The sequence below is a fragment of the Neobacillus sp. BF23-41 genome (genome assembly GCF_041106275.1).
On the sequence record NZ_JBGBPR010000004.1, the window covers coordinates 35,882 to 60,712 of the forward strand.

Annotated in this window: 20 protein-coding genes; 5 read left to right on the forward strand and 15 right to left on the reverse strand. The window is 36.8% G+C overall.

All coding sequences use genetic code 11. The features are described 5' to 3' along the window. Nucleotides 1-77 precede the first annotated feature (77 nt). Together AB7942_RS08230 and arfA are read right to left on the reverse strand one after the other, a co-directional pair. Nucleotides 78-1,358: a glycoside hydrolase family 27 protein gene (locus AB7942_RS08230; RefSeq protein WP_369446464.1), complete on the reverse strand. Its 1,281-nt coding sequence runs from the start codon at nucleotides 1,356-1,358 to the stop codon at nucleotides 78-80. Nucleotides 1,359-1,609: 251 nt separating this feature from the next. Next, nucleotides 1,610-3,118: an arabinosylfuranosidase ArfA gene (gene arfA, locus AB7942_RS08235; RefSeq protein ID WP_369446465.1), complete on the reverse strand. Its 1,509-nt coding sequence runs from the start codon at nucleotides 3,116-3,118 to the stop codon at nucleotides 1,610-1,612. Nucleotides 3,119-3,487: 369 nt separating this feature from the next. On the opposite strand from arfA, the gene AB7942_RS08240 reads away from it, so the two are divergent. Then, complete coding sequence (locus AB7942_RS08240; protein ID WP_369446466.1) at nucleotides 3,488-4,405, forward strand: ArsR/SmtB family transcription factor; 918 nt, start codon at nucleotides 3,488-3,490, stop codon at nucleotides 4,403-4,405. A gap of 93 nt (nucleotides 4,406-4,498) precedes the next feature. Here the strand turns inward: AB7942_RS08240 and AB7942_RS08245 are convergent, their stop codons facing one another. The 4 genes from AB7942_RS08245 to AB7942_RS08260 all read right to left on the reverse strand — a co-directional run bounded on the left by AB7942_RS08245 (nucleotide 4,499) and on the right by AB7942_RS08260 (nucleotide 8,919). After that, complete coding sequence (locus tag AB7942_RS08245) at nucleotides 4,499-6,469, reverse strand: glycoside hydrolase family 127 protein (RefSeq protein ID WP_369446467.1); 1,971 nt, start codon at nucleotides 6,467-6,469, stop codon at nucleotides 4,499-4,501. Between the two features lie 171 nt (nucleotides 6,470-6,640). After that, entirely contained in the window at nucleotides 6,641-6,859 is a 219-nt protein-coding gene (locus tag AB7942_RS08250) for a helix-turn-helix domain-containing protein (RefSeq protein WP_369446468.1), read from the reverse strand. Between the two features lie 78 nt (nucleotides 6,860-6,937). Continuing rightward, nucleotides 6,938-7,909, reverse strand: coding sequence for an aldo/keto reductase (locus AB7942_RS08255; protein ID WP_369446469.1), 972 nt, complete (start codon nucleotides 7,907-7,909; stop codon nucleotides 6,938-6,940). A gap of 53 nt (nucleotides 7,910-7,962) precedes the next feature. Next, entirely contained in the window at nucleotides 7,963-8,919 is a 957-nt protein-coding gene (locus AB7942_RS08260; protein WP_369446470.1) for an NAD-dependent epimerase/dehydratase family protein, read from the reverse strand. Nucleotides 8,920-9,169: 250 nt separating this feature from the next. Between AB7942_RS08260 and AB7942_RS08265 the strand changes: the two genes are divergently transcribed. Next, nucleotides 9,170-9,361, forward strand: a complete 192-nt coding sequence (locus tag AB7942_RS08265; protein WP_369446471.1) for a hypothetical protein — start codon at nucleotides 9,170-9,172, stop codon at nucleotides 9,359-9,361. Between the two features lie 196 nt (nucleotides 9,362-9,557). Here AB7942_RS08265 and AB7942_RS08270 read toward each other — a convergent pair whose 3' ends face one another. From AB7942_RS08270 to manA, 8 genes are all read right to left on the reverse strand, one after another. Continuing rightward, nucleotides 9,558-10,886 carry a glycoside hydrolase family 30 protein gene (locus tag AB7942_RS08270; protein ID WP_369446472.1) on the reverse strand — a complete coding sequence of 443 codons (1,329 nt, stop codon included), beginning with the start codon at nucleotides 10,884-10,886 and terminating at the stop codon, nucleotides 9,558-9,560. Beyond that, nucleotides 10,883-12,919 (reverse strand): beta-galactosidase, encoded by a 2,037-nt coding sequence (locus AB7942_RS08275; protein ID WP_369446473.1) that lies wholly within the window; start codon nucleotides 12,917-12,919, stop codon nucleotides 10,883-10,885. The genes AB7942_RS08270 and AB7942_RS08275 overlap by 4 nt, the downstream gene beginning before the upstream one ends. Nucleotides 12,920-13,153: 234 nt before the next feature. Next, nucleotides 13,154-13,978 (reverse strand): carbohydrate ABC transporter permease, encoded by an 825-nt coding sequence (locus AB7942_RS08280; protein ID WP_098930746.1) that lies wholly within the window; start codon nucleotides 13,976-13,978, stop codon nucleotides 13,154-13,156. Continuing rightward, nucleotides 13,975-14,904 (reverse strand): carbohydrate ABC transporter permease, encoded by a 930-nt coding sequence (locus AB7942_RS08285; RefSeq protein WP_369446700.1) that lies wholly within the window; start codon nucleotides 14,902-14,904, stop codon nucleotides 13,975-13,977. Before AB7942_RS08285 ends, AB7942_RS08280 begins: the two co-directional genes overlap by 4 nt. A gap of 114 nt (nucleotides 14,905-15,018) precedes the next feature. Then, nucleotides 15,019-16,296, reverse strand: coding sequence for an ABC transporter substrate-binding protein (locus tag AB7942_RS08290; RefSeq protein WP_098930748.1), 1,278 nt, complete (start codon nucleotides 16,294-16,296; stop codon nucleotides 15,019-15,021). A 101-nt stretch (nucleotides 16,297-16,397) separates the two neighbouring features. Further along, nucleotides 16,398-17,471, reverse strand: a complete 1,074-nt coding sequence (locus AB7942_RS08295; protein WP_369446474.1) for a response regulator — start codon at nucleotides 17,469-17,471, stop codon at nucleotides 16,398-16,400. After that, nucleotides 17,471-19,282, reverse strand: coding sequence for a sensor histidine kinase (locus AB7942_RS08300; RefSeq protein ID WP_369446475.1), 1,812 nt, complete (start codon nucleotides 19,280-19,282; stop codon nucleotides 17,471-17,473). Before AB7942_RS08300 ends, AB7942_RS08295 begins: the two co-directional genes overlap by 1 nt. Nucleotides 19,283-19,438: 156 nt before the next feature. Continuing rightward, the gene (gene manA, locus AB7942_RS08305; RefSeq protein WP_369446701.1) at nucleotides 19,439-20,386 is read right to left on the reverse strand and encodes a mannose-6-phosphate isomerase, class I; all 948 of its coding nucleotides are present in this window, start codon (nucleotides 20,384-20,386) and stop codon (nucleotides 19,439-19,441) included. Nucleotides 20,387-20,588: 202 nt separating this feature from the next. Between manA and AB7942_RS08310 the strand changes: the two genes are divergently transcribed. The 3 genes from AB7942_RS08310 to AB7942_RS08320 all read left to right on the forward strand — a co-directional run bounded on the left by AB7942_RS08310 (nucleotide 20,589) and on the right by AB7942_RS08320 (nucleotide 23,568). Next, the gene (locus AB7942_RS08310) at nucleotides 20,589-21,647 is read left to right on the forward strand and encodes a lactonase family protein (protein WP_369446476.1); all 1,059 of its coding nucleotides are present in this window, start codon (nucleotides 20,589-20,591) and stop codon (nucleotides 21,645-21,647) included. Between the two features lie 128 nt (nucleotides 21,648-21,775). After that, on the forward strand, nucleotides 21,776-22,480 hold the full coding sequence (locus AB7942_RS08315; RefSeq protein ID WP_369446477.1) for a DUF421 domain-containing protein: 705 nt from the start codon (nucleotides 21,776-21,778) through the stop codon (nucleotides 22,478-22,480). A gap of 221 nt (nucleotides 22,481-22,701) precedes the next feature. Beyond that, a complete protein-coding gene (locus AB7942_RS08320) occupies nucleotides 22,702-23,568 on the forward strand; it encodes a metallophosphoesterase (protein WP_369446478.1) in 867 nt (288 codons plus the stop codon). A 163-nt stretch (nucleotides 23,569-23,731) separates the two neighbouring features. Here AB7942_RS08320 and AB7942_RS08325 read toward each other — a convergent pair whose 3' ends face one another. Then, on the reverse strand, nucleotides 23,732-24,808 hold the full coding sequence (locus AB7942_RS08325) for a nucleotidyltransferase family protein (RefSeq protein ID WP_369446702.1): 1,077 nt from the start codon (nucleotides 24,806-24,808) through the stop codon (nucleotides 23,732-23,734). Between the last annotated feature and the right edge of the window lie 23 nt (nucleotides 24,809-24,831).

Sequence of the window (24,831 nt, forward strand, 5' to 3'; positions counted from 1 at the left end):
TTTTAAATAATTTACACTTTAAACCCCTAATTAATGGATTTGTACCAAATTAGGGGTCTTTATTAGCTTACTAATTATTAATAGAGTCTTAAGAGAATAGAACCATGAGGAGGTAATATTTGTTTATATTCATGATTAAATCTACCTTTATCTATCCCTGACCAAATATCTTTCACTCTTTTTTCTGACTGCAGCCCCAATTGACTCCATGTAAAACCTACTTCAAGCTCGCTTTCACCTATGTTAAACAATGCAACAAAGGTATTACCATCGTCATCTTTTGCCGTCCAGACAATCTTGTCTTCGTTACGATAGATGAGGCGATTGCTGTGGCTATGTTGATTTACATGCAGTACTTCTTTATTTGTTAGCAAGGAAAGAGTCCATTGATCGTTATCGCGTAGCTCTCCCCCAAACATAAGTGGGGAATGGAAGATCGACCATAAAGTCATCATTGTTACTTGCTCTTCCTTGGTGAATCGAGTCCAACGGTCTTCGCCGCCACCATCAACTGAACGTATGCCAATATGCCCCAATGGTAACATATCACAATCCGGCCAATGCCCAGGTCCAGTGTGCACATTCCACTTTTCACACCGTTCAAACATATCTTTTAAAAGTTCCCAATGATCCCAATAGTCATCTGTCATTCTCCACATATTCGCATTTACTTTTAAAACTTCTGCATATTCTAGAGGAGCCGGACCCGGTGACAGACTTAGAACAACCTCCCTGCCGCACTGATCGATTGCCCTACGAATAAGTTCAATCTCATCTTTATGAAAATGATATAGCCTTGATGCTGCAATATCATCGACCTTTACAAAATCAACTCCCCAGTCTGCGTACAAGTTAAACAATGTATTATAGTATTCTTGTGCACCTTCTTTAGATGCATCAACCCCATACATGTCAGTGTTCCAAGGGCAAATGGAATTAGGATGGGCTATGTCTCTTGCTCTTTTATCTGTTCCAAGAATCGGTGTATTTGCATGAACCGCTTGCCGCGGTATACCACGCATGATATGAATGCCAAATTTTAATCCTAGGCTATGGACATAATCGGCCAATGCCTTGAAGCCCTTTCCATCCTTAGCAGATGGAAACCGATTAACTGCCGGCATTAACCTTGAGTATTCATCCATTTCTAGAGGTACAAATGGTCTATAGACAGAAGACTTCGCACCTGGTTCATACCACTGTATATCTACTACAACATATTCCCAGCCATATGCCTTTAAATACTCTGCCATATATTCAGCATTACCTTTTACTTCCTCTTCCCTTACCGTTGCTCCATAACAATCCCAGCTATTCCATCCTAGTGGAGGTGTTTTTACCAAGGTATGATGCTTCATGAGTATTCCCAGCTCCTTCTTTTTTAAGGCTCTTTTCGTAAACTTTGTTGCTTTTGGACCTTAATAAGGGTCATTTACTAAGTTTCTAGGCAATTTTCCCCTTCTTTACCTTCAATAATTTCAGTCATTTAAATGCACCACACGTTCTTTCATATTTAACTATTTACCAACATATAACAAGCGCTCATTATTAATTTTTGAATATAGAGAAACTATATCTTGCATAAGCAAGATATAGTTTTGTTTAAAAATTATTTTTTAGCTAAGCGGATAACATTCCAAGATAATTTTGGTAACACTGCAGTAACTAAGCCGCCTTCACTAGTGGCATTGCCGTTTGAATGAGGAGCAACTAGTGTACCTTTAACTGAATTAGTTTGTTTTAAATCATCGTTCTCAAGAACAATATGTTCAACTACCTTGTATCCTTCAAAGTTACGAATATCGCATTCTAAGTGTAACCCTTCTTCTAGATGGCGGTTTACAGCAAAGATTGTTAATAGTTCGTTTTCTTCATTATAAACTGCTGTTGACTCCAGATAAGGAACATCAGTGAAATCTTTACTATCGTATTTTGGACTAGAAATAATTGGATTTAAGGAAACTCCACGGCCATATACAGATGTATGCATGTATGGATAGAAAATAGTTTGTTTCCAAGCTTCTCCATTATCTTCAGCCATAATTGGTGCAATGACGTTTACCAATTGAGCAAGACATGCAATTTTTAAGCGGTCAGCATGTTTTAACATCGTTATAAGCATACAACCAACCAATAGAGCATCCTCAAAATTATAATGGTCTTCAAGTTGTGGAGGTGCAATGCTCCATGGCTCAATTAATTTATCTGCCTCATTGGAGTGGTACCAAACATTCCATTCATCAAATGATAGATTTATATTCTTCTTCCCGCGCTTTTTCGCTTTAATATAATCAGCGATAGAAATAACAGAGCGTATAAAGTCATCCATTTCAAGAGAAAGTGCTAAGTAGTTTGAAATTTCATTGTCTCTATTTCCATAGTATTGATGGAGCGAGATAAATTCAACATGATCGTAGGTGTGGTCCAGAACGGTAGCTTCCCATTCAGCAAACGTTGGCATATTTCTGTGAGAGCTTCCACATGCAACTAGTTCAATAGTTGGATCAACCCACTTCATAACCTTTGCTGCCTCTTGTGCAACCCGACCATATTCTGCTGCTGTCTTATGACCAATTTGCCATGGGCCGTCCATTTCGTTTCCTAAGCACCATGTTTTAATTTTATGTGGCTCCTTGTAACCATGTGAAATACGTAGATCACTATAATAAGAACCACTTGGATGATTGCAATATTCTACAAGATTTCTAGCTGCATCAATCCCGCGCGTTCCTAAATTCACTGCCATGTTTACATCAGCATTTACTAACTTTGCCCACTTCATAAACTCATTGGTACCGATTTCATTAGTTTCAGTAGTACGCCAAGCTAATTCTAGTCGACGAGGGCGATTCTCAACTGGTCCTACGCCATCCTCCCAGTTATAACCTGAAACAAAGTTCCCTCCTGGGTAGCGGACAATCGGAACCTGTAGCTCTTTTACCATTTCAATAACATCTTGTCTAAATCCATTTTCATCTGCTTGAGGGTGACCTGGCTCATAGATCCCGCCATACACAGCACGTCCAAGGTGTTCGATAAAAGAACCATATATACGATTATCAATCTCCGAAATTTTAAAATCCTTTTCAAGTATCATTTTTGCCTTTTGAGTCATCATCTTCATCCTCTCAAATATGTATTTTATCTTTCTATCTAATTGTCCAAAAAATAAATCGTTACTTCCTCTTTGATATCCAAGGTAGTTTTTTAGTTTTCAGGAAGGAGAGAAAGTTTTATTTTATGAAAAATTAAATTATTTTACATATTTATATAATAATAACCTAGCTGTTTTATGTCAATATAAAATGTATTCGTTTTCTTAATAAAATAAACATTTCATATAAACACTCCTATTTCTTTTTATACTTTAAAATCTATTAATATATTTCCTTTGTTTATGATTATTTATTTTCTTCATTCCCCTTTTCATTTTCCTTATTTTATTTTATGCTTATTTAAAATAAATTGTATTAAAGGGGGGAGTATTATGATTCATATCAAAGAATTGCAATCTGGAATAAATATTTTTAAAGCTTTGAGTTCCGAAATACGCATAGAAATTTTAACTCTATTATCTAATCATGGAAGTCTTAATTTAAATGATATTGCCCAAAAATTAAAGCTATCTAACGGTGCAATAACCATGCACATTAAAAAGTTAGAGGAAAGTGGGTTAATTGCAATAACTACTGCTGTAGGCAAACATGGGAATCAAAAAATTTGTTATATAAATGAGGATTTATTAACGGTTGAATTGCAAAATAAAACAGCCGTGGAGAATTTTTATGAATACCATATAGAAGTGGGACATTACTGTAATTTTCATTCGGAGCCTACTTGTGGTCTGGCAACAAAAGATACCATCATTGGAGAATTTGATGACCCGCGTTATTTTGCTGATCCCCAGCATATAAATGCAGGTATTATCTGGCTAAATAGAGGATTTCTTGAATATCGAATACCTAATTATCTTAAAGCGAATCAGGAATTTAAAGAATTGAAGTTTAGTTTTGAATTAAGTTCCGAAGCCCCAAGCTACAATAACGACTGGCCATCTGACATTTACTTTTATATTAATGATATTGAATTAGGTTTTTGGACGTCACCAGGTGACTTTGGAGGAGTAAAAGGCATTTATAATCCCGACTGGTGGCCTACAGAATTAAATCAATATGGCTTGCTTAAGCTTCTTCGCATCAATAAAAATGGAACATTTATCGATGGCTTTCGTATTTCGGATGTCACTCTTGAAGATATTGGTCTAAACAGAAAATCTGAAATTAAATTAAAACTAGGTTTAGATAATAAAAGCGATATTGGTGGTTTAACCATTTACGGTAAGAATTTTGGAAATTATAATCAGGACATTATCGCAAGCATAATATATGATGTAAGAGCTGAATAAAATGGTCCACATATTTGTGGACTTTTCCTCTATATTAAACGAAAGAATGAAATTGAAAGACCTCGAAGGTAAAGTACCCTCAAGGTCTATATCCTAAAGTGTTTCTTTTTCGTTAACCCACACTTGCATCTCACCTAATCCACGATTAGCCCAAGCAAAATACGGAATAAACTTTATAGATACTGATTCTGCTTCTACATTTACGTTACGTCTATACAAAGCTTGACCCCAATTTTCTGTTTTCCGTTTAATTGCCTCTCCTGTAATCACCTTCATTCCGCCAAGCAGGTTTTCTTCCTCTACTTCAAGCCTTCCATCTGAAGGTAATAACAGTTGATGTAGATTTGAACCATTGTCTGCCTCTTCTAAGCAATATACTAGTGGACCTCTTTGAAGGGCAACTTTTCCTGCCGTTTGACGTACTAGTGGATGTCCTTTCATACGTACAATCGGCATAGAAAGAACCAAATTGATTTGGTCACCTGTTTTCCAGGTACCCTTTACCATTGCATACCCGTCGATCATAAGACCACATACTGACCGCAGTTCACCATTTATGGAGATTTCTGCGTTCTCACACCAATCCGGGATACGCAGCGCAAGAGTAAGTTCAGATTCTTGATCCGCCCTAATGGTAAATTGAATATTGCCGCTCCATGGATAATTTGTTTCTTGTTCCAAGATTAAACGCCGATTACCGTCCAGTTCAATTTCTGCCTGACCACTTATATATAAATGGGTATAGACTGTATTTTCACGAACAGAATAAACATATTGTCCTAAAGAAGCAAGCAGCCTCGCTACGTTCGGCGGGCAGCAGGCACAGCCAAACCATCCTTGACGAGTAGGTTTCACATGGTGGTAAATATGATTGGATTCACAGGCATGTGGCTCAACTTCAAGTGGATTCACATAGAAAAAGCTTTTTCCATCGTGCCCCATACCTGCTAGTACGGTATTATATAAAGCTCTTTCCATTACATCAGCATACTGACTATTTGGTTCTACATGCAGCATTCGTTGCGCAAAGAAAATTAACCCAATAGAAGCACAAGTCTCCGCATAAACCGTATCATTTGGAAGGTCATAATCAGTTGAAAAGGCTTCTCCATGACTTTGGGAACCAATTCCTCCAGTGATATACATATTCTTTGAAACCATATTGTTCCAAAGCCTTTTACTAGCCTCATACATGTCACGATTACCGGTTTCAGCAGCCAGATGGGCCATTCCAGTACACATATAAACGAATCTGACTGCGTGGCCTACAGCCTTATTTTGTTCATTAACAGGCTTATGGGCTTGGCTGTACTCCTTATTTCGGATCATCCAAGAATCTGGCCAATGATGGGTACCACCTCTTTTTTCGAATTCCTCATCATAGAAATGTGGCTTTCTCCCTCTTTCCTCTAAGAAATATTGGCTTAATCGTAAATATTTTTCGTTTGAGGTCACTTCGTATAGTTTTATCAGCGCCAATTCAATTTCTTGATGTCCATCATAACCACGAAGCTTTCCAGGTTCTGTGCCAAAAACATCATCTATATGATCAGCAAATTTAATCACCACATCCAGTATTTTTCTTTTTCCCGTTGCTTGATAATAAGCAACAGCAGCTTCAATCATATGACCGGCACAATACAATTCATGACATTCACTAAGGTCTGTCCACCGTTTACCAGGCTCTTTTAATGTATAATAGGTGTTTAAATATCCATCCTCTAATTGGGCTTTTGCAATAATATCAATTATTCCATCGGCAATTTTTTCAAGTTCTTCGTCTCGTTCTACTGAAAGCAAGTACCCAACCGCTTCAAGCCATTTAGCCACATCACTATCTTGGAAGACCATCCCATGGAATTCTCCCACTTCTTCACCAGCTGCGATTTGAAAATTTTTTATCGCGCAGCTTGGTTCTGCATCCGCAATTCGGTCATTAAGGGCGTCCCATTGATAGGGAACAACAACATCCCTGACTAAGTTAATGTAATAAGACCAGAATGGATCATTAATTTTAACCTTGTTTAGTGGCAGAGTTTTAGTTTTAAATACAGTTTTTTCCACTTTTCCGTTCCTCCTGGTATCAAGAATATACTATGATTATTTTTTCCCTTTAATATATTAAGAGATTAATAAGTTAATAACAGTCTAAATTGATGGTATTTGCTTGCTGGGCCTAATTACAAGTTTACAAATGTCTTGTTTGGCCAAATATAGGGAGTTTCACCGTCTGCTTTAACAGCTAGCGGAACCATCTGTATATCCTACTTGATTTGCTATTTCCGAAATTTTCAATCTATTATCTCTTAATAATTCCTTGGACCGCTCAAATCTTTGAGTAGTAGTATAAGAAATAAAGGTCTCACCTGTTACCTGCTTAAATAATTGGCTAAAATAGTTAAGACTAAATTGTAGATGGTCAGAAATTCTGACTAAACTTACATCCTCGGACAAATGATTACGGATCCATCGTTTTGCACAACATCCAAATGAATGATGGATCTCATATAATTTAATATCTCTCTTATATTATTAAGCTTGATAAAAATTACGAACCCAACGATGGGATTTTAATTTTTCAACAGCTTCTATAGAAAGCCCCTTTCCGTCTCGAACCTTACAGTTTCTTTCCACATTTCTTATGGAACGCATTCCAGGAATTACTGTTGATACAGCACTATGGCTTAGAATATATCTTAATGCTGTTTCAGCCATATCATCGACCGAAATATTCAAATCTGTGACGATACTTTGGACACGGTTGTAGACCTCTAGTTTCCTTTCATTCTTAAAATAATTATTTCTAAAGTCCCCCTCTTCAAATTGGCTTTCTGGGGTAATTCTACCGGTGAGACCGCCTTCATCTAAAGGTACACGAACTATAACTCCAACTTTATGTTTCTCACAAGCTGGCAATAGGGCATCTTCTGGGCCTTGGTCAAAAATGTTATAGATTACTTGAACCGTGTCAACAAGACCTGTCTCAATGAGCTTGATCGCATTTTCAGGCTGATGGTCATTAATTGAAACGCCAAAATATTTGATTTTCCCTTGTTTCTTTAGCTGTTCTATTGCTTCAAGCCAATCTCCTTGATTTACCCAATCATCTGACCAAACATGAAACTGTTGAACATCTATCGTTTCTATTCCAAGATTTCGTAAACTTTCCTCTGTACAAGTAATAATATATTCCTTAGGGAATGCTTCGGCTGAAATAACACCTGGCTGAGCAGGCCAAATTCTATTTTTAGGTGGTATTTTGGTAGATACATAGATAGTTTCTTGACGTTCTCTCATTACTTGTCCCACTAAACGCTCGCTGTGACCGTTTCCATAACCTAATGCGGTATCAATAAAATTTAGACCTAAGTCAATTGATTTGTGCAGCGCCTTTAAGGACTCATCATCTTTTGCACCAAGCCATCCTGTGTTCCCAATCCCCCAAGCTCCATATCCTATTTCAGAAACTTTTAAGCCTGTTTTTCCAAGTAATCGATAATTCATTAGTATCCCTCCACAACTGTAAGTAAAAAATATACTGACATTGATCCAATGTATTAATTTATCTTGACGACTCCTTGATTAATTAGCCACATGACTGATTCACGAACAGCTTCTAAGGAACTGTAACGAGGCTGATAATTCAAAAGACGCTTCGCCTTTTCAATACTACAGTTTGGACTATGAGCGATGTGATCCCATGTCGCATTTGCCTCATTCTCCTCTACAGTAAGACGCCATTCATTCCAAGGTAAATAATTTAGGTTTGCTGATTGACCAAACCAGGATGCTGCTTCTTCTGCGTATCCTCGCAATGTTAATGCAGCTGGCGAGACGACATGAAAGTTTTCTCCAATCGAAGCATTCCAATTTTCAACTGCTTTTGCGAAAGACTGTGCTACATCGTCGGCGTGCACATGGTGAACCGTTTCCAAGCCGAAATTAGGTAAACAAACCTCTTCCCTATTCGCTAATTTGACAAACACTTGTGGATTAAAGTGTCCAGCCGGATTTAACGGCACCCAGCCAGGGCCCACGATATGGCCTGGATGAAGGACAGTAGCTGGAAAACCATCTTGCCTTGCTTTTTCCAGTAAATAGGATTCAATTTCAGCCTTCTGTATCCCATAGTCACCAAATGGACTACGTGATTGATCTTCTGTTACAGGTACTTCCTTGCTATGGCCATGAACCCATATTGTTCCACAACTAATAAAGTGCTTGATTTTCCCTTCAAGTGATTCTACTATTTGTTTCGCACTTTCAAGAGAAAAACAAATTAAATCGATGACAACATCGGGATAGAGCTCAAGGACCTTTTTGCCAAACTGGCCGCTCTTTTCTTCCTCACTTCGATTTAAAACCACTTGTTGTACACCATTCCATACTTGACTGGAATGGTATGGAGAACTCTTTCCCCGGCTAATGTTTATTACTTCGTGTCCTGCGCTTACAAGCCTTGGAATAAGATAAGTCCCAATGTGACCGCTTCCACCAATAATGACAATCCGCAAAGCTTTCTCCTCCTATCGACTAATTTCAAAGGATTTATCATTTTCCTAATTTTGTAATAAAAAAGTTGTACGGCCCACTTCCACAATAACACGTTTTCATTTAAAATTAAATAATAGAAAAGAAGAAAAAGATTAATTTATTTATTCCAATTTTGCCTTATAAAATTGCTAGGTTAATATGAATTCTTTTATAAAAAATCTATGTTTGACTTATCGTACTACCAAAAAATATGGGAAATTGGTGAAAATTATGATGAGATATGACGGTAACTTCTTTCGCGTACTTGAAGTGGTTACAGCGTTACTTTTTATTGGATTAATGGCTCCTATACTTTTTACATGGCCGATTACCTTTTTCTTTGTTTTTAGTCTAGGCTCCTACAGTATTTACTTTTTAAGTAACCGAGTATTTACCAAGATCCACTCTGTCAAGCCGTCTTAACACTTGTATGGACAAGCATACAAAGAACCTACAACCATACCGTTGGGCAAATATTTTGAAGTCCCTTATTAAAGATAAAAACAAGGTAACCGAGCTACCTTGTTTTTATCTCTCTCACAGAGTCGCGATTAGTGAATTTTCTTTGATTATTTTTTACCATTTTAATAATAAATCATGCCGAGGTTCTCGCCATTAATTACAATACAAATGTATTAAAGGAAGAAGGCTCTAATGTAACATTATATTTTTCAATTCCTTCTCCGATACAAAGTTCACGTTGATTTTCAAACGGATTTGAAATAACAACTATTCTTGAGCCATCCGGATTTCTAAATGCAACTGCATTTCCAGTCCATGGACCATTTGTTTCAATCCTAACCGCACCAGGTTTAATAAAATGAGAGAAATGCTTCATCACATAAAACTCTGGATTACAAATGACTTCCTTTGTTTCAGGATCTACGGTAATCATAGAATTTTGTTCCCATCCCCAAGTGCTTCGGCCAAACGGTTCCAAGACCATGTTCCAATAAACATAAGAGTTTGCACCATTCACGAAGTAATGTCGAAACAAATTATAGACGTATTGAGCATATTCCCACGTGTTTTTTCCATCGCCACATTCATTTTCTGTCTGCATGTAACGTAGTTCTGGATAGCTTTGGACTGTTTGCTGAATTGCATACTTTCCTGCCCATTGATAGCCGACACCTTTAATGTATTTATAAGCCTCAGGGTCACTTAGGACCGTATTTGCCAGTTGATCATAATCAGATGCTGACTTTTGAAATAATTCATTGACAATTCCATTAATGGTTCCTAGCCATATTTCCGTGTCTAGTCCATGTCGTTCAAAAGCTGGACCTAAATAGTCAGAAATGAATTCACGAAGCTGTTCGCCGGTCCAAACACATGAAGGGAATTTCTGATCAGCAACCACTTCATTTTGGACATGGATTTGGTCAATCTTAATACCCTCTTGTTTATAGGCCTCCACAAACTTTACAAAGTATAAAGCATACGCCTCCAAAACTTCCTTTTCCCAACGCAGTTTTCCATAGTTGTATGCTTTAGGGAACTTCATCCATGTTGGAGGGCTCCATGGGGATGCGAACAATTTCATGTTAGGATTACGTTTCAATGCTTCTTTTATAAATGGGATCAAATACTTTTGATCCCTTTCGATGCTAAAATGCTCCATATGATAATCATTATCTACTTCGTTGTGACTATACCATTCTAGTGCGTAGTCACTTGCCCCAATTGGAAGCCTGCAGATTTCGAACTTACATTCACCATTTGGATCAAACAATGCATCATACACTTTATTTCTGTCTTCTTCTGTCAGGTGTTGGAGAGCGGTTAACCCCAGTTCATTAAAGCAGCCGCCAAATCCGTCTATAGTCCGGCCAATCTGATCCGTCAAAGTCAAATTGAGTGAACCTGATTCGGTTTGAAAAACCGTCGTCTCTTTCCAACCACCTAGCTTTGTTGTTGAAAACCAATGAATTTGCTTGTTATTCATTTTAGTAATTTCCTTTCTTCCGGTACTTGGACTTCCTCGATAATAATAACTCCCCAAGGTTCTAAATCCATTGTTTGACCTATATTCACTGCTCTTTCTGTCAACAGTTCTAAACCTTCGTTATGGGGATACTTAAAGACTTTCGTTTCATCAGAATAATTAAAGTAATAATGAAGCATCTTGCCATTTTGATTGATTCCAGATTTAATGATTAATGGAAAGGCTAAATCTTGGTCTACTCCCCATAAGCTTGCCTTTTTAACAGCCTGTTCTAGCACCTTTTTCATTATGGCTGCACTTGGTATACAACCAATGTAGGTTGCACTACCCATACCGTATTGATTTTCAGTGATGGCTGCATATGTACCCCATTGTGGGTGGTCATAATAAGCAAGAACTTCTGCGGTTGTTGGTGTAATTAGCTCCATCCATGTTTCCACAAAATTATTTTCTTCGCCTACCTGAAAAGGATCATTTCTTAGTGAAACATTTTTCGGCTCAACAAACATATTGTAATAAATACCACAAGCTTCATTTATGATGCCTGGTTGATGTGAAGTTCTTACCTTAACATTTTCATCCGTAAAACCACTCTTAAAGGTATAAACAATATGTCCGCCGTTTTTAACAAATTCGTTTAATCGTTCTAATAGATTATTGGATGCAGTATACAATGCGGGAACCACTAACATCGAATAGTCCCCAAGATTTTCACTAGTGGGATTCACAAAATCGCAGCCAATATTCATTTTGTATAATTCATCATACATCAGTCGAACAATGTCATTGTAGTTCTTAGAGGTTGATTGATTAAATTTAAACCAATTTAAGGCGGTTAACGACTCATTGCTAACTAGAATCGCAACTTTATTTTTTTTCTTCAAGTTAACTAGATATGGAGAAAGTCTTTCGAAATCCTTTCCAATTGTCTTCGCTTCATTGTATACAGGATTGGGTTCAAAATCATGACTTAATAAACCTTTCCAATATGTTTCAAAAGAGTTATGGATGGAATGCCAATGCCAGTAAGCTACCATATTTGCCCCAGAAGCAAGATGACTAAATGCCTGCAATCTAAGTTGACCAGGGTATGGAGTCCAGTTAGTAAAAGCTTGAGCCTCTGTTTCTATTACTAGATAATTCTTTCCCTTTGTGGATCTGGCAACATCGCCCCCAAAGGAAATTTCAATTCCTGTTAGATCGTCTTGTGAAGGATGATAAATATCCACTCCGGTTACATCGAAGGCTCTTGAAGCTTCAAAGTGATCTACATTCGGTTGGATTCCGTAGGAGTATCCTCTCCATTCAAAGTCAAAATTTTGTGTGACAAACTGACTGGAACGCTTATATTCATTGACAATGGATACTTGCCAACTTAGGAAATCAGTGACTAGCTTTCGTTGAAACTTAGAAAACTCCGATCCAAGGCTGCCATTAATAGTTCCGACAACGGAGGGAAAGTCCTCCCAGCTGTTTATCCGGTTGCTCCAATAATCGAGACCAAATTTCTCATTTAGACTCTCAATTGTCTTGAATTTTTCCTTCATATATTTTACGAATAATAGTTGGACATTCGGTCCTGCTGTATTATAATGCTTCGTTTCATTATCTGTTTGGTAACCAATTACCGCAGGATGATCTTTTACATGACCAATCAACTTTCGGATGATTCTTTCTGAATAAAAAAGATAGCTAGGATTGGTAATATCCATAATCTGGCGAGCGCCATATCGGCCAGGTCCATTTTGGGTTACTGCTAACACATCTGGGTGTTCTTTGACCATCCAGGTGGGAACAGCATAGGTTGGTGTTCCCACAATAACTTTGATTCCAGCATTGTGCATCGCATCAAGAACCCGATCCACTGATGTAAAATCGAAAACCCCGTTTTGTGGTTCATGGGTACTCCAGGTCGATTCGGCAATCCGAACAACATTGATTCCAGCATCCTTCATCATCTGAATATCTTTATCTAAACGATCGTAGGGCATATATTCATCGTAATATGCTACTCCGTATAACAATTGTTGCATTAGGTAAACCCCTTCCAGTTAATCTATTAATCATTTGCTTCGTTAATTTATATGGCTATGTTAAACTTGTCTGTTGATTTCCGCTCCATGCGCGTGCGGTTCGCGGGCGTCCCGGGGAGCCTCCTCGGCGCAAAGCGCCTGTGGGGTCTCCCCTGCCCCGTACTCCCGCAGGAGTCTCGCGCATTCCGCTCCAATCAACAGAGTGTGAAAAATCAACATTTAGCATTAACACAGCTATTTAATTGCTCCATCGGCTATTCCCTTAAGAATGTATTTTTGGAATATGGCATAAAAGACAATTACAGGAAGGGCCGTAATAATAAGGCCTGAAAGAATTTTTGGCCAATCACTGTTATATTGACCGAATAACATGTTTACCGATAACATTAATGTATAATTATTTACATCGGTAAGCATAATCATTGGCAATAAGAAATCGTTCCATAACCATAGGACATCTAAAATAAGGATGGTTGCAGTAATAGGTTTTAAAAGAGGAAATATAATTTTTGTGAATATTTGGAAGTCATTGCAACCATCAATTCTTGCTGCTTCCTCAAGTTCTTTCGGAATCGTTTTAACAAATCCATGATATAGAAATATCGCCATGTTAACCCCGAGGCCAATATAAATAAGGCCCAATCCGAATGTTGATCCCTGTACGGACAACCCCTTTGCTACTTTTGTTAGCGTGATCATTATGGAGTGAAATGGAACAAGCATTGATGCTAGGAATAAGGTAAACAAGAAATTGCTCAACTTACCCTTTGTTCTTGCTAGTTTATATCCAGCTAATGAACCGCAAATAACAATTCCTGCCAGCCCGATAACGGTAACAATTATGGTATTCCAAGCACTATTGAATAAATCTAACTCTTCGAATATTCCTGTATAATTTTCAAAATGTAATTTTGTAGGGAGCTTCATAACAGATGTAAAAATCTCCCCTTGTGATTTAAATGAATTGATGACAGCCATGTATATTGGAAAAAATGAAATCGCCGCAAAAATTGCCAAAACTAAAGTTGTACCAATAGAAACCAGTTTCTTTTGCATTATGCTTCCACCTCTTTCTTTTTCAACACTTTCACTTGAATCAGCGTGATAACCAACACAATCAAGAAGAGAATCATTGCTTTAGCATTCGCATAGCCATATCGAAAATTATTGGAAAAGGCTTCTTCATAAATATTCAGCGCCATAACCTGTGTCGATCTTCCAGGCCCGCCTGCAGTAAGCGCATAAACTACATCAAAAACTTTAAATGCACCATTTAATGTTAAGAAAGCGCAAATCGTTATTGCATGCATGATCATCGGAATCGTCACGTGGAAAAGTCTTTGAATTGGATTTGCACCATCAATCATAGCAGCCTCTTTTAGGTGTTGCGGAACTCCTTGGAGTGCAGCCATATAGATAACCATCATATAGCCAATCCCATGCCATAAGGACACGATAAGAATGGAGTAGAAGGAAACGTTGGCATCACCAATCCATCCCTGATCAAGAAATGATAAAACAGCCTTTTTGGATAATTCCGGTAGGACGTTGGTAAAAATAAATGAAAACATGAATGCACTAATAATCAAACTCAACATATTAGGCATAAAAAAGATGGTTCGAAAAAAAGCTTTTGTTCTAACTCTAGTTTCAATGAATAAGGCAAGAAGCAACGCAATCACGTTCTGAAAAACAAACATGAACGCTGTATATTTTAAAGTGAAGAAAAAAGAATGGCGAAATGCAGGGTCATCTTTAAAAGCTTCAATATAATTGCTTATTCCAACAAAGTTATAGGTTTGAGATAGAGCAGTCCAATCTGTAAAACTATAGAATCCCGCTCCAATCATTGGAATCAACAAGAATACAGAATAAAATAGAAATGCAGGTAGAACAAATAGGATTAAACTAATGGAACCTTTATGTTCTTTTAGATTTAAAGCTCTTTTAGAGCTTACTTTAGGTTGTACTTGTTCAATAACCATTTCACCACTTTGCTTATTTAACTGCGACATTACCTAACACCTCACTGACATTGTTGTTTTGGATAATGATAAAGACAGCTGTAAGCTGCCTTTATCATTCACTGAATTTAAAATTTATTTATTATTTTGGTTGAATTGGTCCCAAGCACGGTCCAAGCCTTTGATGACATCCTTCTGAGATGCATCCCCTGCAAAATAACTTTGTAGTAATTTCTGTGACTCGTCTTTTACAGCAATCGGAATCGGAGGATCTTGGTAAGCCTTTCCTTGAGATACATATTCAGTTGAATCCTTTAACCAAGGAAATGGTTCAAAGGTATGTTTGCTAGAGACAGCATTAAACCCAAGGCTTTTATAAAATTCACTAGAATCTTTATCATCCAAAATATAATTGATTAAATCCTTTGCGACATCTTTATGTTTGCTCATTTTTGATACTGCAAGAGATGTTGATGTAGAAAGGTTTATTTGTGTCGTTGCTGAATCATCATTGACTGGAAGTGGAGCAACGCCAAATTCAAAGTCCTTGTTTGTTTTTAAAATCGAATCTGCCATCCATGGACCTTGGATCCACATCGCAGCTTTACCGTTAGCAAAGTCTGCCGCTCCTTGATCTTGTCCGTTCTCAAAGGCACGTTTTGTGCCATTAGCGTTAGATAAATCCATAATTTTAAACATATCTTTTAACGCGGAGAAAGAGCCTTTTCCTTCATTCATTTCCTTAATAAAGTCAGGATTGTCCTTCGCTTGAGCTGCACCTACTGCTAGCGGTAAAAATAATTGAGGAATATACGCATCTTTATAAGTTAACAAAAATGGAGTTACATTTTTTTGCTTTAGCGTTTTAACAACTTGTTCCATTTCCGAATATGTTTGTGGTAATTTTATATTTAAGTCTTTAAAGATTTTCTTGTTGTAAAGATATCCCCATTGAAGTGTCTCCAAAGGAACCGCTACAACCTTACCATTACTTGTTATCGCTGGTTTGACCGTATCAAACACTTTGTCTACGAAAGGTTCATTTGATAAATCCTCAAGATAACCTGCTTTATCGTAAATAGGTATATCATTGATTGCATGCAGAGCAAACACGTCAGGGCTATCACCAGATGCCATCCTTGTTTTTAATAATTGTGCTGCCTGATTTACACTTGGTAATTCCAATTTGATTTCTACATTAATACCTTTTTCCTTTTTCTCTTTGGCTACAAATTGATCCAAGTATGTTTGGTACTGCTGCTTAAAACGTGGTTGTCCAATAAATACTTTCAGTTCAACATTTTTTTCGGCCTTTGATCCACTTTCGTCAGAAGCTGTTTCCTTAGAATTACAACCTGCTAACAAACCGATAGCTAGAATAAAGATTAGCAAAGATGATAACGCTTTCTTCATTTTTTGTGACCCCCCTGAATAATATTTAAAGCATACTTTTATATTAATCGCTCCCATAGAATTTAAATATTGAAAATATTAGCGCTTACATTTGGACTTTTTTAACCTTGTCTCATTTCACCTGGTGAAGTTTTGAAATATTTCTTGAAGACCCGATAGAAGTAAGAGATATCTTCATAACCAACCATCTGGGCAATACTCTTGATTTGAAACTCCTTACCTTGTAGTAATTTTTTTGCATATTCCATACGACGGCTGACGATAAATTCGGTGATATTGCATCCATAAACATTTTTAAATGTTTTACTCAAGTATTCTTTACTTACAAAAAACTTGTTAGCTAAGACTTCTAAAGATATATCGATATCTGCAAAGTTCCGTTCTATATATTCTTTAATTTCCTCCAAGTTTAACTTGCTCTTCCGCTTATTTATATCAATCATATACTCGATATAGCGTTTTCCTAAATCCTGTTGCTTCTTCATTACTCTATCAAGGGAAAGGTCAAATTCACTATTTAGCTCCCCATTATTTTCAAAAACCTCGTGAACATTAAAATTATTTTTTATCATTAGTTCTTCTAAAGTAAGAATAAATTCATGCTCAATCTTTGCAATTACATTGCTGTCAACCCCAGTCACTTTTTTAAATTCATTAAAATAACGGTGAATGACATTTTCAAAGCCGTCAATATTTAATTCTTGCAAAAATGAGGTAATTGTTTTTTTGTATTCCATAATTAAGGCGGAGATATCTTTGCTAGAAAAAGATATTGGCTTATAAAATTGTGTCTGTGAAGAACTTTTAATTTCGTTGATACACTTTTCTAACGCTAGATTTAATTCTTCTGCATTGATTGGTTTCAGTAAATATTCATTAACCCTCGAACGGATTGCCTGACGCATAAAATTAAAATCGTCATACCCACTTGCCACAATAAGTTGAACCTGTGGGAAACGGTCTGCCATGATTTGAAGCAGCTCCATACCGTCAACTCCAGGCATCTTCATATCCGTGATGACAATATCAGGAGACCTCTGTTCAATTAACCTTAATCCCTCTTGTCCATCCCCAGCTTCCCCAATTATTTCAATACCATATTGGTCCCATTTTCCAAATTGCTTAATCGTTTCTCTTGTCCATTTTTCATCGTCAACAATTAATATTTTAATCATTAATTACCCTCCATTGTTATCTTAGCGGGAATCCTAATTACCACTATTGTCCCATTTCCGACGGTACTTGAAATATCAAGACCGTAATCCTCACCGAAATACAATCGTATCCTTGCAGCAACGTTTTTAATACCTATACTTCCTTTTGTATTTAAAGAATAGGGAATTCCTTTCATTTGCTCGATAAGGTCAACTAATTTTTCCTCAGGAATTCCAACACCATTATCCGTAATGGTAATTTCAATATCGTCAAAAACTTTTTGAACATCAATCGATAGTTTCCATAATCCCTTTTTTTGTTCAAATCCATGATTAAAAACATTCTCTACAATTGGCTGAATCGTTAACATTGGAATCGTGTAACCCTCTGTACCTTCTTCAATATATAAATCAGTTTGTACCTTCCCCTCAAAACGCATATTCTGAATATATAGATAATTTTTAATATGTTCTATCTCACGGTCAATTAAAACCATGTTTCCTTGCTTTCCTGTTATATAGCGAAACATATCACTCAATGCACTTATAACAGAATAAATCTCCTCGGCTTTATGAGTCACTGCCATTCCGCCTACCAGCTGAAGGGTGTTGTATAGAAAGTGAGGATTGATCTGTGCCTGCAATGCCATAAATTGTGCGTTTCGTGTTTCTATCTCACTTTTGTACTCTTTATTAATTAACTCATTAATTCGGTAAACCATCGATGAAAATCGTTTTTCGAGCAATCCAATTTCATCTATTCGCTCTGTTTCAATACTAACATTAAGGTTGTTTTCTCCTACTTCATTCATAGCATGTACTAACTGAATGATCGGCTTTGTCGTTCTAACTGATATAAAAATCGATAAAATAACCGTAAGCAGGATCGAAAGAGCACTAATAATTATTCCAACGATAAGCGTTTTCGTGACTCCATTCAAAAGCATGCTTTCAGGAACAACTTTTACAATAGCTACTTTATTGTTGAAAGCCCTCTTAAAAAAAACATAACCTTTGTTCATTTTTAGATAGGATATATTTTTCTTACTATCATTCATTTGTTTGATGATTTTGTGAAAATCCACGGAAGTTTTTTTACCTAGATTAGGATTGTAAAGAATATGCCCCTGACGGTCTATCACAAAAACAGAACTTTCCGGTTCTGATTCTAGCATCTCAATAACGCTATCGATTACATTCCAATTCATTTCCAAAGATATTCCACCAACAATTTTTCGATTCTCAAATCTTATGATACTTCTTGTAAGGGAAAAACCTTGATTCGGCAGTTTGCTTTCAAAACTATAATTCGGACGAACCCCTAAATTACTCCAAGCAGTCCCGTTTAGTTGATTAATCTTGGATACTTTAAAATCTGCCTCTTTTAAGGAGTAGACTGTCTGGCTTTCTTTGGCATATATCGAAACAGCATTCACATGTTTATTCCCATAGTAAATAGAAAATAACTTATCCTGGATATAAGCCAGCGTACTAAAATTTAAAGGAATATTTTCATCATTAATCTGACTAATACTTGGTATTAATTTTTCATCTATTAAACTTGCAAACAAAATATTGTCACTTTCTGTTAACTTTTCATCCAAATATTTACCTGCTAAATTGATTCTCGCCTCATTTGAATTTACTACTTCCTTTTCAAAATTACTTTGTGAAACATTTATTGAAAAAATGATCAGAATTAGTAATGGTAAAATCATGACAGAAAGCATTAGGAGCATAAGTTTATAGCGGATATTACTTGCTATTTTACGAAAAAGATTTTGATGTATGTACATCCAAAAAGCATTTAGTGCCTTCATAAATTTCAGCATTCATTTTCTTTCCTTTTCAATAAATTTATAACTTGTTTTATATGACCAACTTAACTTTCTAATAGAGGATTGTCAAAAGTATTTTAAAACCAGGTGTACTAAACAACAAAAAAAAGACAGAAGGAGCTTCAAACTTAATGCTCCTTCTGTCTTTTTTTATGCATGTGAGACAATTAATTGGCAATCTCCAGCTATCTCGAATTCCCCAAACCCAACCGGGATGATAAGGTGGGTGCCCTTGTCCAATTGATAGGATTCTCCTTGATGATTAAGTGTTCCTTCGCCCTTTATCACACTCAATAGCAAGTAATGATTATCCGAATCAAACGTTGCTTTCCCGTTTACTTCCCACTTATAAACGGAGAAAAAATCAGATTCAACATAAGTTGTAATCCCTGCATTTTCCTTTGTTTCTAGTTTAGGGACAGTTACGTTGCCTTGATGTGGAACTGTAGTAACATCAATCGCTTTCTCCAAATGGAGGTCTCTTAAGTTTCCTTCGGCATCTCTGCGGTCATAATCATAGACGCGGTATGTAGTATCCGAGCTTTGTTGTGTTTCTAATACCAGGGTTCCTTCACACAGAGCATGGATGGTCCCACTAGGTACATAGAAAAAATCGCCAGGTTTGATTTTTACTCTGCGAAGCAGATCTTCCCATCGCCCTTCCTTCGTTTGCTGGATCAATTCTTCTTTTGTCTTGGCGTTATGGCCAAAAATCATGTCCGCATCCTCTTTACAATCAATGATATACCAGCATTCTGTTTTCCCAAGCTCCCCGTTTTCATGGATTTTTGCATAGGTATCATCTGGATGAACTTGAACGGACAAATCCATGTTCGCATCCAATATTTTTGTTAATAGAGGGAAAACCTCTTCCGTTGGATTTCCAAAAAGTTCAGGTTGTTCTTTCCAAAGTACGTCCAGAGTTTTTCCAGCAAATGGTCCGTTTTCTATCATCGATGGACCGTTTGGATGTGCAGAAATTGCCCAGCATTCCCCTGTTTTATCGTTTGGTATCGAGTAACCAAATTCTTTTTGTAAGGCGGTGCCACCCCAAATTCGTTCTTTAAAAACGGGTTTTAAAAATAATGGCTGCAATATAATTCCCTCCGTAGTTCATATGTCTATTGGAATTTTCCCCTTTCAAATTTATCATAATCATTTTTTTATGGAAAGCTATTAATTTACGGCTGTTTCCTTTAATTATTTCTAATCACAGCATTCATCCAAGGATTGCATTGTTTGAGTAATCATTGGAAATTTTGATAGAATAAACAGACTACATTTTTTAAGGAGAGATCAAATGACAAACAACCAAAAATATATCGGTTATATTGGAACATACACGAAGGGAGACAGTAAAGGAATCTATTCCTTCACACTTGATACTACCGAGGGAAGAATAGCAGATATTAACTATGCGGCACAGTTAGAAAATCCTACATACCTAACGATCAGTAAGGACAATCGCTATCTATATTCCGTTGCAAAAAAAGGGGAAGAAGGTGGTGTCGTTGCTTTTTCAATAGAGGGAGATGGCACATTAACGGAGCAAAATCGTCAGATGCTTCCAGGCTCATCACCCTGTCATGTGAGTGTAGACAGCAAAAACCGCTATGCATTCAGTGCAAATTACCATAAAGGATCCGTAGAATCCTACTTAATTAACGAGGAGGATGGTTCGGTTCAACCGGCTGCATCAATCATTAAACATGAAGGTTCTGGCCCAGATCCAAGACAGGAAAAACCGCATACCCATTATGCCGGAGTCACCCCTGATGAGAATTATCTGGCCGTTGTTGAATTGGGTATTGATGCACTTATCACCTATGCTATCGCCAGTGACGGCACACTTACCAAAGCGAATCTGCTTCCTTTAAAAGCTGGAAGCGGACCAAGGCATTTGGTTTTTCATCCTAATGGGAAATTTGCTTATCTCATGACCGAATTTAGTTCAGAGGTCATTGTATTAACCTATCACCCGGAGAATGGCCATTTTACAGAAAAACAATATATTTCCACACTTCCCGCTGATTTTTCTGAAAATAATCAAGGCAGTGCGATTCATATTTCATCGGACGGACGTTTTGTATATGCGGGCAATCGAGGCCACAACAGCATTGCTGTGTTTCGTGTTGATGTAGAAACTGGAGAGCTTAGCTTTGTTGAGCACACATCTACTGAAGGAGATTGGCCGAGGGATTTTATGTTCGACCCAACGGAGAAATTCATCGTTGCATCCAATCAGGAGTCCAGTAATCTTGTTTTGTTTGCGAGGGACGAGGAATCGGGAAAATTAACTCTTATTGAGTCTGATATTGTCGTGCCATACCCAGTTTGTATCAAATTCTTACATGTTTAAAATCAAAGCCGGGAAAGCGATGCGCTATCCTGGCTTATTTTTTTATAAATTGGAGAACTAGGGCGAAAAAAATTTACAATCCGTGACAATACTAAGGAGGATGTTCTTAAGATAAAGGATGTGTCTTTATGAGTTTCTTTCATAGTCAAGAAACCCTTAGTTCAATTGAGTGGATATTAAGAGCAGTTATCGGATTTTTCTTTTTGCTTATTGTCGCGAAAATCATGGGGCAACGTGCAATTTCCCAATTAAGATTATTGGATTTTGTTATCGCCTTAGTGCTAGGAAACATCATTGCTCATCCATTATCAGATGAAAAACTTGGCATGAAAGGTTCGATGATTACGACCGTTGTATTGGTGGTTTTGTATACAGGAGGATTGTTCATCAGCTTAAAATCGAGTCGCATCGAAAAATTCCTAGACCCCGCCCCATTTCCACTGATAAAAGATGGCGAAATCAATTACAAGGGACTAAAGAAGGCTAGAATATCCATTGATCATTTATTAGCTGAGTTAAGAAAAGAAAAAGTTGCGGATATAAAAAAAGTGGCTTTGGCGCTTTGGGAGTCCGATGGGAAAATCTCGATTTTTTTGGACCCAAAATATGAAGCACTGACACCTGCAAATTATCAAAAGAAAATTGAGCCCTTTGATCTTCCTAGGACGGTAATTAAAGAAGGAAAGATTGATTTCGCCGAATTGAAACATTTAAACAAGAATGAAGAATGGCTCCATAACACTCTTCAATCCAAGTATCAAATAAAAGTACAAAACATATTACTGGCTACCTTTGATAGGAAGGAAAATTTACAAGTTTTTTTGTATAAATAAAAAACGTTTAATTTACATGTTTATAACCTACATGAAAATCATCAATATTGAATATTCGCACTACATAATTTATAATGTTCTTGGTAAAGAACGAAAATAACCATAAAAAATAAGTACTTAGATTTGCACATAACTATCCTAACCCCGCACAAATGTTTTAGAAATTTATAGAAAAAAGGCAATCGAGTAAAATAGCATGTCCGTCAAAAAGGGAGTTTCTAATGACTGAATTTCTCACTAAATCTAAACCTATTAATCGGCGTACTTTAATAAAAAAAGCAGGAAAATTATATTTAGGCCTATTGGCAACGGGAATGATTATTGGTACCTACTCATTTAAGGTAGAGAGATTTTGGTATCATATAAAAGAGGTTCAGCTTAAAGTAAAAAAGCTTCCTAAAGAGTTTAAAGGTTGGAAAATAGTCCAATTCAGTGATATTCATTTGGGTTTTCACTATGGAGTTGAGGAATTAAAATCGGTTGTAAGTATGATTAATAATTTAAATCCAGATATCATTTTCTTTACGGGTGATCTCATTCAGATTGGAAATAAGGAACCAGAGCTGGCCATGCCAGTACTCCAAGAATTGAAGGAACTTCGTGGAGGAAAATGGGCAGTAATAGGTAACCATGATTTTATTACAAAAGATACAATTAGAGATGTACTAGAAAACTCTCAATTCAAGGTACTAGAAAATAACCACGATTTTATTGAATATAACCAGCAACGTCTTTATATTGCCGGTATTGATGATGTTATGTACGGTGAGCCAAATATCGGAAAAGCAGTTGAAGGACTATCGGAAGATGATTGTGTGTTATTACTTGCACATGAACCCGATATAGCAGATGAGAGCAGTAAGTATCCAATTAGCGCACAGTTTTCAGGTCACTCACATGGGGGTCAAGTCCGTTTACCCATTTACGGGCCCATAATAAGACAAATATTAGCGAAGAAATATATGGATGGTCTCTACCAGGTTGGCGAAAAAAAAATGCCTTTGTATGTTAATCGAGGAATTGGTACAACCAAAGTAGCTATTCGCTTTTTTTGCAGACCAGAAATCACCGTGTTTCATTTATCCTAATAGCATTTTTATATTTCCTTCAGTTTATACCCGCCACAATTCTAAATCGCAGGCTTAATCATTTCAGTCATCTTGGAATTAACTGAAATTGTCCCTTCCTTATGGAAGTGTAGAGCATAAGCCTCACCATTAAAATCCCACCTGTCGCAGAACAGGTGGGATTTTAATGGTGGAAAAGGGACTTAAACATACTAGCTACTCTCTTTTTATATAACGAGTAGTACATATTGATACCATTTGAATCATTTTCAATTTGTGATGATACTTCGTATTGAGATGGCCAAACCCAGTTAACAAGCTCAATTAGACTATGTTTAACAGTATCAAAACTAAAAAATTGATAATCGATAAAATCGATATATTGCTTAACACTTTTTGGGGGACGGTATTCCCATTGTGTTTTTTTAATTTTAAAAGGAACCTTTTTTATATCATTTAAATGAGGAAATTGCTGATAAACAATCGACAATGTTCGAATCATTCTTTTTAAGGTCTGATGGGAAGCTGCCAGCCTAAAAATTTGTTCATAATTGAGCTCTTCCCTGTATTTGTAAATCACTTGGATGATGTCTATAAAATATTTCATTGAATCCAAATTATGCCTCCAACCATGCAAACAAATCATGTAAAAGGTATGGCTGGGGGACAATTCTTTAACATGCATTGAGCGGCCAACTGGAAGGGATTGAGCCCAAATGTCATTTATATTGAACTTTGATGTATTTTCTCTTACAAAATTCCAATGTAATTCAACTACCAATGGTGTTCCTGTGTAAGGCAATGCCTTGCTAAAGCTGCAATGAAAATGACCTGGTATTTTCTCTTCTTCTACTGAAAAACCCAATGATTTTATAGAACGGATGGAACTTTCAAGGTCATGATCTTTCACTAACAAATCGATATCAGAAGTAGCACGGGCACCAATCTGACCGAAAAAATTCTCTGCAAAATAAACACCTTTAAGCGGGATGACATCAATTCCCTGATCCTCAAATACCCTTAATACTTGGTCCGTTTGATTTTTAATAAAAAGGTTTTGATATAATCCTTTATCATATTCTTCCTTAAGACGATATTGAAAAAAAGCAGGCGTTTGATCGATCCTAGCTTGCTGCTTTAAAAGGAAGTATATTTGAGATTGTATTCCGTCATATTCAATATCTTGTAAGGCTTGATGATAAAAACTTTCATCCTGAGGCAGTGGATTTTTATCATCATATAAAAATTTGACTAGCTCCATACTCACTTGCCTCATCTCCTCTT